Origin of the sequence: Roseovarius aestuarii (assembly GCF_019966515.1) — a bacterium.
Lineage (GTDB): Bacteria > Pseudomonadota > Alphaproteobacteria > Rhodobacterales > Rhodobacteraceae > Roseovarius > Roseovarius aestuarii.
In genome coordinates this window covers 141,273-153,365 of the sequence record NZ_JAIMIB010000011.1, presented here as the reverse complement: position 1 = coordinate 153,365, position 12,093 = coordinate 141,273, and the positions used below count along the sequence as shown (strand labels likewise).

The 12,093-nt window shown below is 59.1% G+C and carries 13 protein-coding genes; 3 read left to right on the top strand and 10 right to left on the bottom strand.

What is annotated here, in order from left to right:
- Positions 1 to 150 precede the first annotated feature (150 nt).
- From LC334_RS14370 to LC334_RS14350, 5 genes are all read right to left on the bottom strand, one after another.
- A complete protein-coding gene (locus LC334_RS14370) occupies positions 151 to 537 on the bottom strand; it encodes an ExbD/TolR family protein (RefSeq protein ID WP_139836435.1) in 387 nt (128 codons plus the stop codon).
- Positions 537 to 908 (bottom strand): biopolymer transporter ExbD, encoded by a 372-nt coding sequence (locus LC334_RS14365; protein ID WP_085801118.1) that lies wholly within the window; start codon positions 906 to 908, stop codon positions 537 to 539. Before LC334_RS14365 ends, LC334_RS14370 begins: the two co-directional genes overlap by 1 nt.
- A 1-nt stretch (position 909) precedes the next feature.
- Positions 910 to 1,566: a MotA/TolQ/ExbB proton channel family protein gene (locus tag LC334_RS14360; protein ID WP_085801119.1), complete on the bottom strand. Its 657-nt coding sequence runs from the start codon at positions 1,564 to 1,566 to the stop codon at positions 910 to 912.
- A complete protein-coding gene (locus LC334_RS14355; RefSeq protein WP_223413011.1) occupies positions 1,563 to 1,997 on the bottom strand; it encodes a hypothetical protein in 435 nt (144 codons plus the stop codon). The genes LC334_RS14360 and LC334_RS14355 overlap by 4 nt, the downstream gene beginning before the upstream one ends.
- Before the next feature lie 91 nt (positions 1,998 to 2,088).
- Positions 2,089 to 3,126, bottom strand: a complete 1,038-nt coding sequence (locus LC334_RS14350) for an energy transducer TonB family protein (protein ID WP_176237714.1) — start codon at positions 3,124 to 3,126, stop codon at positions 2,089 to 2,091.
- Positions 3,127 to 3,436: 310 nt separating this feature from the next.
- On the opposite strand from LC334_RS14350, the gene LC334_RS14345 reads away from it, so the two are divergent.
- The gene (locus LC334_RS14345) at positions 3,437 to 4,168 is read left to right on the top strand and encodes a class I SAM-dependent methyltransferase (protein ID WP_085801121.1); all 732 of its coding nucleotides are present in this window, start codon (positions 3,437 to 3,439) and stop codon (positions 4,166 to 4,168) included.
- Between the two features lie 6 nt (positions 4,169 to 4,174).
- Here LC334_RS14345 and LC334_RS14340 read toward each other — a convergent pair whose 3' ends face one another.
- From LC334_RS14340 to LC334_RS14330, 3 genes are all read right to left on the bottom strand, one after another.
- Positions 4,175 to 4,387, bottom strand: coding sequence for a hypothetical protein (locus LC334_RS14340; protein ID WP_085801122.1), 213 nt, complete (start codon positions 4,385 to 4,387; stop codon positions 4,175 to 4,177).
- Positions 4,384 to 5,544 carry an aromatic ring-hydroxylating oxygenase subunit alpha gene (locus LC334_RS14335; protein ID WP_085801123.1) on the bottom strand — a complete coding sequence of 387 codons (1,161 nt, stop codon included), beginning with the start codon at positions 5,542 to 5,544 and terminating at the stop codon, positions 4,384 to 4,386. Before LC334_RS14335 ends, LC334_RS14340 begins: the two co-directional genes overlap by 4 nt.
- 105 nt (positions 5,545 to 5,649) lie before the next feature.
- Positions 5,650 to 6,474, bottom strand: a complete 825-nt coding sequence (locus LC334_RS14330) for a helix-turn-helix domain-containing protein (RefSeq protein WP_139836436.1) — start codon at positions 6,472 to 6,474, stop codon at positions 5,650 to 5,652.
- Positions 6,475 to 6,732: 258 nt separating this feature from the next.
- Here LC334_RS14330 and LC334_RS14325 point away from each other — a divergent pair, with 258 nt between their 5' ends.
- Positions 6,733 to 7,098: a hypothetical protein gene (locus tag LC334_RS14325; RefSeq protein ID WP_139836437.1), complete on the top strand. Its 366-nt coding sequence runs from the start codon at positions 6,733 to 6,735 to the stop codon at positions 7,096 to 7,098.
- A 157-nt stretch (positions 7,099 to 7,255) separates the two neighbouring features.
- Here LC334_RS14325 and ilvN read toward each other — a convergent pair whose 3' ends face one another.
- Together ilvN and LC334_RS14315 are read right to left on the bottom strand one after the other, a co-directional pair.
- Positions 7,256 to 7,816 (bottom strand): acetolactate synthase small subunit, encoded by a 561-nt coding sequence (ilvN, locus tag LC334_RS14320; protein WP_085801126.1) that lies wholly within the window; start codon positions 7,814 to 7,816, stop codon positions 7,256 to 7,258.
- Between the two features lie 89 nt (positions 7,817 to 7,905).
- Positions 7,906 to 9,660, bottom strand: a complete 1,755-nt coding sequence (locus LC334_RS14315) for an acetolactate synthase 3 large subunit (protein WP_085801127.1) — start codon at positions 9,658 to 9,660, stop codon at positions 7,906 to 7,908.
- A 376-nt stretch (positions 9,661 to 10,036) separates the two neighbouring features.
- On the opposite strand from LC334_RS14315, the gene LC334_RS14310 reads away from it, so the two are divergent.
- Positions 10,037 to 11,914: a PhoX family protein gene (locus LC334_RS14310; RefSeq protein WP_085801128.1), complete on the top strand. Its 1,878-nt coding sequence runs from the start codon at positions 10,037 to 10,039 to the stop codon at positions 11,912 to 11,914.
- Positions 11,915 to 12,093: the final 179 nt, after the last annotated feature.

The window sequence follows — 12,093 nt, the reverse complement described above, 5'->3', positions numbered from 1 at the left end:
CCACAGGTGAGCAATTGCCCGAAAAAATCATCCACACCGAAGGCGAATCCAACACCTCCGACGCGCGTAAGGCTTGGTTGTTCTTGTCATGCTGGCCGCGATGGGAGCAAGCCTTGTCTGGCGGGTGACGTGAAAGGTGACGGTGCGCGGTCACTCCAGCCCACGTTGGGTCACGATCACCACGCTGCTTGCACCTGCGGCGCGGAGTTCCCGGGCCAGGTTGACCAATGTCACGGCGGGCAGGGCTTCATCCGGAACGACCCGCACGATTTCGCGCTCTTCTTCGGGGCGGGCGGCATAGAATGCCTTGACCGAGGCCACGTCCTTGCCCCGGTAAGCCATTCGTCCGTCGGCGTGCACCACAAGTGTATCGGGTGGCGCGCGGCCTTCAAGATCAGCCGTGCGCACAAGACGCAGATCACTGTCCAACGGGCGAGACAGCGTGCCTGCGACCATGAAGAACACGAGCATCAGGAAGACGATATTGATCAGTGCGATCGTGGGCTCTCGTCTGGTGCTATGGCGGTGCCGACGCATCATGACCCCAACACGCGGATGCTGAGCCGGTCGATGCCGCGCAGGACCACAAGAATGTCGGTCAGTCGTTGAGCGGTCACATCGTCCTGCAGGCTGATGATCAGCGGCAGGGTGTCAGCGTCCGGAGACAAATCTGCGAAGATTTCAGGCAGCACTTCTATGGCGATATCCCGACCATTTATGCGCAAAGTCTCGGGGCTGACCTGAAGGAAGCTTGGCTTGGTACCGCTGTTGTCAATGCGACCTGCACTCGCGGTGGACAGCTCGACCTCGGCAAAACGCGAGAAGGTTGAGGATAGCATGAAAAACAGCAGCAAAAGGAAGATGACATCAATCAGCGACGTCAGGGACAACCGCCGTTTGCGGGTCATTTTACGCACGATGCGGCACCACCGCTGTGTCGGAGGCAGCCGGATCACGATGGCCCAGAGGGCGCAGGATGGTCGCTATGGCCCGCTCGGCGGTTACCCGTTCCGCGTCCATGCGGCTTTCGAACCAGGTGAGCACCATGGTCGTGGGCATCGCAACCGCGAGGCCAACGGCAGTGGTCAGAAGTGCGACCCAGATACCGCCCGCAAGCAGCGAGGGATCAACTTGCGAGCCGGCATCCTGAAGTGACTGGAACGCTTCGATCATGCCCAATACCGTGCCGAAGAGGCCCAGAAGCGGGGCAAGCTGGGCCACGCTGTCAAGCAGGCGAAACCCGCCTTCGAGGCGGGCAAACCGGGTTTCGGCCTCGGCTTCCAGCCGTTTGGCGTCTTCCGGTCCGGCGCCAAAGGCCATTTCGACCACGGGAACAAGGTAGCTTTTCGACGCCGACAGCGCATGATTGGCCGCGCTTCGGTCGCCTTTGTCCCATGCCGCCACCGCCTCTTTCAGTGCGCGGTGCCGTCCCACGCCTGTCGCCGAAAACTGCCATAGCTTGTAGAGAATAGTCGCCAGCGTCACGACCGAGATTGCAAGCAAAATCACAACGACCGGGCCGCCAAGGTCAGCGGTCTGGCGCAGGGTTTCAATTATCGCGGTCATCCTATCACCTCGATCTTGGTGCGTGTGTCCAGGGTCAACCCGGCCTCGCAGGCGGTGTCGGCCAGGTCTGGTGCCTCGCAAGTATGGGCGCCGTTGATCAGAATCTGGCTCAGCCCGTCACAGGTGGCGCCGGGGACGGAAAACTGCCGCACCCTTGGGCGGCCCGGGGGCAGGGTGCCGAAGTCAAAAAGTGTCAGGCGGTCGACCTGACCCGCGCTGTTGAAGAGAACTGTTTCATATACAACCTTGTCAATCTGGCTTGGATGCCCGTTCAGGACTAGGAAGGAAAGCGTGCACCCCGCCTCGGTAGGTTTGGTGGTGTTCAGCTCGATCAGAACGACCTCTCCCAGATCCTTGTCCTGCGCCGCCGCCCCGGTAGCAAGGGCCAGGCTGACCATCATCGCCGAGGCGGTCTTTCGGATCATATTCATAGGCATCTTCCTTTTGTGCGAATAGCGCGCTGCTGAGTGTACAGCCGCCGCGTTCTGAGTTTCAATCGGGGCCTCGGACCAAATTATATGATCACCTGTTGCGATAGTTGAATACCAACCGCTGGCTGGTGCCGGATGGTGGGCGGGGGAAGGGGGCGGCGCTGCGTACCTGGGCACGCGCGGCGCGATCAATATCCGAGGTGCCGCTGCTTCTGAGGACTCTGACCCAGGCTAGCGAGCCGTCGGGGTTGATCAGAAAGGCCACGCGCGCGACCCCACGGGCTGAGGCATAGACAACCGGCGCGCGGTTGAGCCGGGTCAAAATCTGGCCCACGTAGTTCGTTGCGCCCGCGTTCCCGGCACTGCGAAAGCCGCTGGCGCCCGTGCCGCCGGAACCTGCACCGCTGAGAAGGTCGACGCCGCTGCGCCGGTATGCGGTAAGCGGCGATTCGATCACGCCGGAGGCGGCGCGTTGCTGCGTGCCTTCAGGTACGCCCAACGCTTCCGCCGAGGGTCGTTCTTTCGGGGGGCGCAACGACCGGGTGATGGCTGAAGCCGAGCTGTCGTCGGCCTCTTCGGTCTCTGTAATGTCAGGATTGTCGGGTAGGGCCGCGATCACGATATCCGGTTGCAGCGTCTCGGGGGGCAGCGGCAGTTCGAGGCTCGGGGAAGGCGCTGCCTTTGCCGTTTCCGTCGGATCGGCGCTGCCCTCCGGTGCGCCTTCTGGTGGTGCGGCTTCGGTTTCTGTGACGGCTGCTTCTGGTGCGAGCGCATCTGAAACGGTGTCATCTTCGCCGCCCGAAGGTGCTTCGGCTGCATCGGGTTCGAGCACCTCGGCCGTTCCGGTATCGGGCGTCGTCACGTATTGCGGCGTCTCTGATGCGACAAGCGCCTGCGATGTGGGTGAAGTTTCGACCACCGGTTCAGGTCGCGTGATCTCGGGTGTTTCGGGCTCGGGCAGTGCTTCGGCAAAATCCTCGAACGTGCTGCCGACATCGGTCACGTCAACGATGGTTTCCTGACCTGGCGATGTCTGCACGTTCCGCGATGTGAGGCTCAGGCCCAGACCATGCACGAGCAGGGACAGAATGACTGCCCCTATGGCGATCAGAAGCGACCTTTTGATCATTCGCGAGCCCGTGCAGGATCCGGAACGAACCGGGTGACCGCGCGGCAGACCTTGTTCCATTTAGTCTGTGTGGGGGCTGAAGGCGACATGGTCGAGTTTCTCGTCAGTGCTGCGCGGTTCGGCGGCGGTCATCATGCGAGTCGCACATGCCGGGCCAGTGATGACTGCTTCTACCCGCCAGAGCGGTTTCACAAAAGGTATGCCTGCATTATTGTGATGCAAGGGTGAGCCGCAAGCTGCGCAGGTCAGCGCCCATCGGGTCACGGCGGTCTCATGGAGACAAGTTTGGCATGGAATAATAGGGGGCGGCATGAGCACGCGATACGATACCATCGGCCTTAATTATGCCGATCTGCGCAAACCCGACCCGCGGATCGGGAAAATTATCGCAGAAGCGTTGGGGCCTGCGAAAACCGTTTTGAATGTCGGCGCCGGGGCTGGATCGTACGAGCCGGTCGACCGACAGGTCACGGCCATTGAGCCTTCGGATGAAATGATAAAGCAACGACCGGTATCGGCGGCGTCGGTTATTCAGGGATACGCGGAGGATTTGCCCTTCGCCGATAATATGTTCGACGCATCAATGGCGGTGTTGACGGTGCATCACTGGAACGACCAGAAAAAGGGCCTTAACGAGATGCGCCGGGTGACGCGTGGGCGGATCGTGATCCTGACATATGATCCGTCGTTTCGAGACTTCTGGTTGCTGGACTATATTCCCGAACTGGCGGCGCTGGATGACGGGAAAATGCCGCCGATGGGCGAATACGAACGCTGGCTTGGCCCTGTCGAGATTGCGCCGGTACCCATTCCGCATGACTGCACCGATGGGTTCCTCAGTGCCTATTGGCGGCGGCCCGCAGCCTATCTTGACCCAAAAGTCAGGGCGGCGATGTCGTCTTTCTGGGCGGTGGGCGATGTGTCCGACGGTTTGGGCCGGTTGGAGGCCGATCTTGCAAGCGGTATTTGGGCACAGCAACAGTCGCATCTGATCGGGCAGGACAGCCGCGATTGCGGTTACCGGTTGGTTACGACGCTCTAAGAGGCGTTATTCCTCGCGACCATGAGCCTTTAGACGGGCATGCAGGGTGGTGGCTTCGGGCGCACCGGCCTCAAGCGCGAAGACATAAGCGTGGGTCAGGTAAAAACACGCGGCGGTCAGATCATTGGCCTGATCTGCCGCCCGCGTATAAAGCCGGATGAGCGCAGCACTATCCTTCGCCTCATGGGCGGCGATCATCTGCGCATCGATATCCTTCATTCAGCCGCGTGCGCCATTGAACGATGGGCATCGACCTTTTCAGCCACCCATTGGTGGAACACATGGGTCGGGCTATCCATAACCGGTGAAAAGCGCCCACCGTCGAACATATCCGCGTGACGGCCTTTCTGCATGCCCTCGACAACAAACACGTCCTCTTCGAAAACCGATTTCCACAGTCGCGTGTTACGGTCGCGCAATCCACCGTCGCTGTCGGGGACCGAATAGTAGAGATGGACATGTTCCAGTGTCTTTTCGGTTCCCTTGGCCTCAAGGATGATCGCAAAGGCGTGGTCGCGGTGCACGCCCAGAAGGACGTTGGGATAAACGGCGATATATTCTGCCTGTTCATCCCATTTCTCTCCGACTTCTTCGAAATCCGGGAAGGTTTCACCGTTTTCGTTGGTCAGCTGGCGATAGACCATGGTGCCCTGACCCGAGAACTGTCCGGGCTGTTCGATGTGATAGTGATCTTCCAGCCGGGAGTAGCTGTTGAGCCCTGGATGCACCCAGGGCAAGTGGTAGCTTTCGCAGTAATTCTCGACTGCAAGCTTCCAGTTGGTCTGCACCTCAAGCTGAAACTTGCTGTCGGCACCGCCGTGATAGAGGGGTTTGTCGAAATCGGCCCAGCGTTTGATCAGATCGGCATGAACTTCTTCGAAGGCCGGCGCATCGCCTGAAACGTTGATCCAGACCACATCGCGCCAGACATGGCTGCGCACTTCATTCAGGCCCAGCTCATCGCGTTTGATCGCCGCGTGGGTGTTCTGGCCCGGGCCGCCCACATGGGGCGTGCTGACCAGCTTGCCCTTGGTCGAATAGCACCAGGAGTGATAGGGACACCGGATCGCGCCTTCGATTTTGCGGGGTTCTTCCACCAGGATCATACCGCGGTGGCGGCAGATGTTCTGGAACACGCGCACGTCGCCTTCCTTGTCGCGAATGAGCAACAGCGGCATGCCAAGGAATTCCAGGGGAATCGCATCGCCGGGCTCGGGGACGTCGGCCGCCACCGCAAGACCCGCCCACTGGCCATAAAGCAGCGCCTGGCGTTCTTCGGCGAAAACACCGGGGTTGATGTAATGCGCGTTTGGCAGCCCGTTGGCAGCCTCGATTCCGGTGCGGACGTTGGACAGATCGGTGGCGGGGTGGGTCATAGCGGCCTCCAGAAGTTTCTTGCTGTCTCGTAGCTGGAATCGTTCCAGCGCGAACCGACAGAACGCGACGCCGCTTATCTCATTACGACAGTATTTTCAGGCGCGTTAAACGAAGGGCTGATCCGGCTGCAGTAATCTTGCCTGGAAAGGCGCTACGTCGTCCAGCGTGATCAGGCCGGCGTTACGGGCCGTGCGCATGATGGCGGTACGATCATTGCCGAGATGTTCATAAACCATCCGCGTGGCGCGTCTACCCGTGACCTTTTCGCGCACAGTTCGGGTGGCATAACCTTCCCAGAGGTTCGACTGGAAGGATGTTTCGGGCGTGAGGAAGTTGAACGAGGCGGCCAGTGCATTCCGATGCGTGACGATCGCCATCACACCTTCTTCCTGACGCATGACGATGCCGCGAAATTCACGTTCTTTCGGGTTTGTTGATAGTCCCTGTTTCCGGATCGCCTGGCGCGGCTCGTACCCGCGCAGAAAAGTATAACCGTCATCTCGCGACACAAAGACCAGCCCGCACATGTAATCTTTGGTGCCGATAAAGGCCCGGCGGACAAACTTGTAGAATCCGCTTGGAAAGAGCCGTTCGTCGACGGTCACTGGTTCGCGCCCGAAGAAACCGGCCAAGACGGGATGGTTGAGCACGTCATGGGCGGCGGGGCCGATCGTATCGACCGGTTCAAGCAGGATACGAGCGTCTACCCCGAAGAAGTTGCAGATTTGATGCAACACGTCCGGGCGCGGGAAGCTTTCGCCAGCGAGATAGCGATTAAACTGGGTGCGATTTACACCAAGTTCACGGCATAGCCCGGCCACGGACGAATAGGCGCCGCAGAGTTTGCGAAGATTGTCACCGAAAATTCCCCGCAATTCCGCCGGATCAAGACTCGGATTGCCCACGCTTGACTGATTTACGTGTTTCAAATTTTTCCCCTCGGCTCGGAAAATACTGCTCTCGATTGAGATTCGATCAGATTTGTTGCCGGTTATGATAACCGTAGGTTGAGTCGGCAAGACCTCGCCTATTTATACATATTCTCAAATTTGATGCTAGTTAGCGTCAGTTTTTTGCTTAACTGACACAAGTTTATTGGAAGCAAGGTTAAATTAGAAGTGTCGTAACCCTTCTTAAGGCCCCAATATCGTGGGTGGGGGGATCGAAGGACAGCTATTGGGGAAGATATGTTTGGCGTAGTATTGTGGAGCGATCAAATTAAGAACCGGGCAGTGATCTGGTGTGAAGATCACGGTGATCTGGCTTTTTTCAAAGGTGATGGGCTATGCGCGCTGGATGGCGCGGACATGGACGCCGGCGATCTGGTTCAGTTCGAAGTGCATGAAGACCGTCATATGCGGTTGGCCTGTAACCCACGTTTGGTGGCGTCGGACGAATATCCGACCTTGGCGCATGATTTGAAAAAAGCAGGCACTTTACCTGCGCAGGGCACCCCGATTGTGGTTGACGACAGCCGGGCAAAGGTCATCGCGTTCGAGCCGAGACCCGCCAATTCAACACCTATAAACACGCGGGCCCGCAGAGTTATCTGAGCTTTAGAGCCATGCCTGAACCGGCCTGATGCCAAGGTGACGCGGATCAGCGCCGCCTTGGGGGTGGCCCGTGATGTCTGAGCCATGAATAACGTACAGCTAATTCATGTTGCGCGATGTTCTGGGCGAAAATCACGGCAAAGTTTCTTGCGTCGCTCTATCGACCGCGTGGCAGGGCGGCGACGCCAGTTCTGGCGATCTCGGACAGGCCCAGGGGGCGCATGAGATCGGCGAAGGCGTCGATCTTGTCTGGCGTGCCGGTTATTTCGAAAACGAAACAGTCAAGCGTACTGTCGACCACGCTGGCGCGGAAGATATCCGCCAGCCGCAGCGCCTCGACCCGCTTGTCACCTTCACCGGCGACCTTCAGCAGCGCCAGTTCGCGCTCGACCGAGGCGCCCTCGACCGTCAGGTCATGTACATCATGCACTGGCACGATCCGGCCCAGCTGTGCCTTGATCTGTTCGATCACCTGCGGCGTGCCGGTGGTGACGATGGTGATGCGCGACTGGTGGCCCTGATGGTCGATCTCGGCCACCGTCAGGCTGTCGATATTGTAGCCGCGCCCCGAGAAAAGACCGATCACCCGCGCCAGCACGCCGGGTTCGTTATCCACCACGATCGCCAGCGTGTGGCTTTCGATCTTGTCCGAGAAGGTCGGGCGTAGATTATACGCGGAATGCTTGGTGGAGCCTTTTTTGATTTTTAGGGCGGACATTTTTTCTTTCCTCTGTGTCGACGCGGCGTTGCACGCGTCCTTAGGGATCAGATGAATGGCGCGAGTGAGCACTCCCGCGCCAGAAGAGATCAGACCATTACGGCGCCTTTTGAGCCGATGGCGTCTTTGGTTGACGCTTCACCCAACAGCATCTTGTTGTGTGGTTCCCCCGAAGGGATCATCGGGAAGCAGTTTTCGTGCTTTTCCACCAGGCAGTCGAAGAGGACCGGGCCGTCGAAATTCAGCATCTCTATGATCGCGTCATCAAGATCCGCCGGGTCCTTGCAGAGGATGCCCTTGGCGCCGAAGGCTTCGGCCAGTTTGACGAAATCGGGCAGGGCCTCGGACCAACTATGCGAATAACGCTCGCCATGCAGAAGCTCTTGCCACTGGCGGACCATGCCGAGGCGTTCATTGTTGAGGATGAACTGTTTGACCGGCAGGCGGTATTGCGCGGCGGTACCCATCTCCTGCATGTTCATCAGCCACGAAGCTTCGCCCGCGACGTTGATCACGAGGGCCTCCGGATGGGCGATCTGCACGCCAATTGAGGCCGGGAAGCCATAGCCCATCGTGCCCAGGCCCCCGGAGGTCATCCAGCGGTTGGGATCGTTGAAGGTCAGGTATTGCGCCGCCCACATCTGATGCTGGCCCACTTCAGTGCAGATATAGCGGTCATGATCTTTGGTCAGGGCCTCAAGCCGGGACAGCGCATGCTGCGGTTTGATGGCCTTGCCGGTCTGCGAATAGGCCAGACAGTTGATCTTTTTCCAGTCCTCGATCTGCGCCCACCATTTCTGAGTGGCTTCGCGGTTGATCTTACGGCCGCGCGATTTCCAGACCTTGAGGATATCTTCCAGTACATGACCCACGTCGCCGACGATCGGGATATCGGTGCGGATGACTTTGTTGATCGAGCTGGGGTCGATGTCGATATGCGCTTTCTTCGAACCCGGTGAGAAGGCATCGACCCGACCGGTTATCCGGTCGTCGAACCGCGCGCCAATATTGATCATCAGGTCGCAGTCATGCATCGCCATATTGGCCTCGTAGAGCCCGTGCATGCCCAGCATGCCCAGCCAGTTCTTACCATTGGCCGGATAGGCGCCCAGACCCATCAAGGTCGATGTGATCGGTACGCCGGTGGCATCGACCAGCTCGCGCAGCAGCTGGCTCGCGGCCGGGCCGGAGTTGATCACGCCACCGCCGGTATAGAAGATCGGGCGCTTGGCCTTTTCCAGCGCTTGCACCAGTTCGGTGATTTCGTCCATGTCGCCCTTGACCTGCGGTTGATAGTGATCAATCCGCGCTTTTTGCGGCGGCGTGTAGTCGGCGCTGGCAAACTGGACGTCCTTCGGGATGTCGACCAGAACCGGCCCGGGGCGGCCCGAGGTGGCAACGTGGAACGCCTGGTGCAGCGTGCCCGAGAGCGTTTTGGTGTCGCTGACGAGCCAGTTATGTTTCGTGCAAGGCCGGGTGATGCCGACGGTATCGGCCTCCTGAAAGGCGTCGTTGCCAATCATGAAGGTGGGTACCTGACCGGTCAGAACAACCAGCGGGATGCTGTCCATCAGCGCATCGGTCAGGCCCGTGACCGCATTGGTGGCGCCGGGGCCGGAGGTGACGAGAACAACGCCGGGTTTCCCGGTGGACCGCGCGTACCCTTCGGCGGCATGCACCGCGCCCTGTTCATGACGCACCAAAATGTGGCGAATGTCGTTTTGCTGAAACACCTCGTCATAAATCGGTAGCACGGCACCGCCAGGATATCCGAATACGACATCCACGCCCTGATCCTTCAAGGCCTGGACTACCATTTTCGCTCCGGTCATTTGACGTGTCATTGCTTCACTCCGTTCATGACATCCATCTTTTGTTACGCGACATAAAAAAGCCCCCGAATTTTCGGGGGCGCATGGGTACCGTTATGGTGTCCGTTACCGGCCCATGCGCCATTTACCCAAGATGACGACTAGCGTGTTCACGCTTGCGACTCCTTCATGCTGCGTGCGCGAGAGATTATGGGCGGGGGGGAAGGGCGTCAAGCGGGTTTTGTGAAATAAATGTCGCTGATAAGGGGGTGATCTTTGCATTTGTTGCGTGAAATGCGGAAAATTCGTGCCTTGAGGCGGATTTCGGCTAGGTCACTCGTCGTAAGGTTGTTACGGGAATCAGTTAACCTCTACGATAAAGAGTGACATTTTATCGGAGCTGACGATCATGAGAGATTTCGACCTGAACCGTATTTCCGCCGATGATTGGGACGAACTGAACGACCCGCGCCCCGAAACCTGTGATTTTGACTGGGTGGTTGAGATCGCTTTGACGCGCCGTGGCTTCATGGGCGGGGTATTGGCCCTGGGGTCCGGAGCGTCCGCCATGGGCGTTCTGATGTCCTCGACCGCAGCGCAGGCCGAGGGCCGGTTTGCCTTTACGCCGATCGACATCCAGACCGATGCAACCGTGCATGTGCCCGATGGGTATCGCTGGGATCTGTTGATCCGTTGGGGCGATCCTCTGTTTTCCGACGCGCCCGCGTTTGATAATACCACCGGCGGGGCGTCCGAGGGCGCGGACCGTGTGTTTGGCGAAAATACCGACGGGATGGAGCTGTTTTCCGTTGGCGAAAAGCAGGTCATCGCGGTCAACCATGAATATGCCAATCGCGACATCAACCTGCCGCAGCGCGCCGAAGGACAGCCGGACAACGCCGATGATGTGAAGAAGCTGCAAAACCTCCAGGGCGTCACGGTGATGGAAGTCACGCGAGGCGCGGAGGGCTGGCGGGTTATACTCGACAGCCCGCTCAATCGGCGCATCACTCATCTGACAGAGATGGAGATCAAGGGCCCGGCGGCGGGGCATGAACTGCTGAAAACGGCGGATGATCCCTCGGGCATAAGGTCTTTGGGCACGTTCAACAATTGCGGCGCGGGGCGCACGCCCTGGGGCACCTATCTGACCTGCGAGGAAAACTTCAACGGCTATTTCGGCTCGACCGATCCGGATGTAGACCTGCCGGACGGCTACGGGCGCTATGGCATCGGGTTGGACGGCTGGGGCTATGACTACCACAGGTTCGACCCGCGCTTTGATATCTCGCAAACTCCGAACGAACCGCATCGCATGGGCTATGTGGTCGAGATCGATCCGGCAGACCCGCAATCGACCCCGATCAAGCACACCGGTCTGGGGCGGTTCAAACATGAAAACGCCGAGGTGGTTCTGGCCCCGGATGGTCGTGTCGTAGTCTATATGGGCGATGATGAACGCGGTGAGTTCCTCTATAAGTTCGTCTCGCGCAGCGTCTATGCGCCGGGGCGTTCGACCGAAGGGTTGCTGGATGACGGGCAGCTTTACGTAGCGAAGTTTCACGAGGACGGTAGCGGTACCTGGATCGCCTTGACGCCCGAGACAACGGAGATGTCTGCGGCAGAGATTGCGATCTTTACCCGCATGGCGGCCTCGAAAGTAGGCGCGACAACCATGGACCGGCCCGAATGGGTCGCGGTGAACCCGATATCTGTCGAGGGGTATTGCTGCTTGACCAACAACAAGAACCGCGGTGTGAAGCCCAATGCCGGGGGTGATGAGACGCCCGCAAACGGACCCAATCCGCGGACCGAGAACCATTACGGCCAGATCGTTCGCTGGTATCCGGCGAATGATGATCATGCCGCCAGCGACTTCACCTGGGATCTCTACGTGATGGCGGGCAATCCGCTGGTGCACGACGATGCCTATGCCGGATCCGAGAACATACACGCGGTAAATCTCTTCAATTCTCCCGACGCGATGCAGTTCGACAGCACTGGTCTGTTGTGGATTCAGACCGACGGCAAGGACAGTAACGAAGGTGACTTCGAGGGAATGGGCAACAACCAGATGCTGGTGGGCGATCCTGTCACCGGACGGATCGAACGGTTTCTGACCGGGCCCACCGGTAGCGAGGTAACCGGGCTATGCTGGTCGGCGGATCGGCGCGCGATGTTCGTGGGCATCCAGCACCCGGATGCACCGTTTCCCGATGGTGAGGGGCAGTTGCCAAGGTCCTCCGTCGTGGTAATCGAACGTGAAGATGGCGGTTTGCTCGGATAACCTTAAAGGTGGTTCGGGCGATGTCTGCATTTGCCAGCGTGTCCGACACGCCGGGTAGGACAGAGTTTACGAGGACGAACGAGGCTGGCGGCCAGGTGACGAAAGCCTGTTCGACCGTGACGTAAACGCCGCTTCAGGCGCGCGCACGGATATACCTCACGCGGCGATCAAAACCTGCC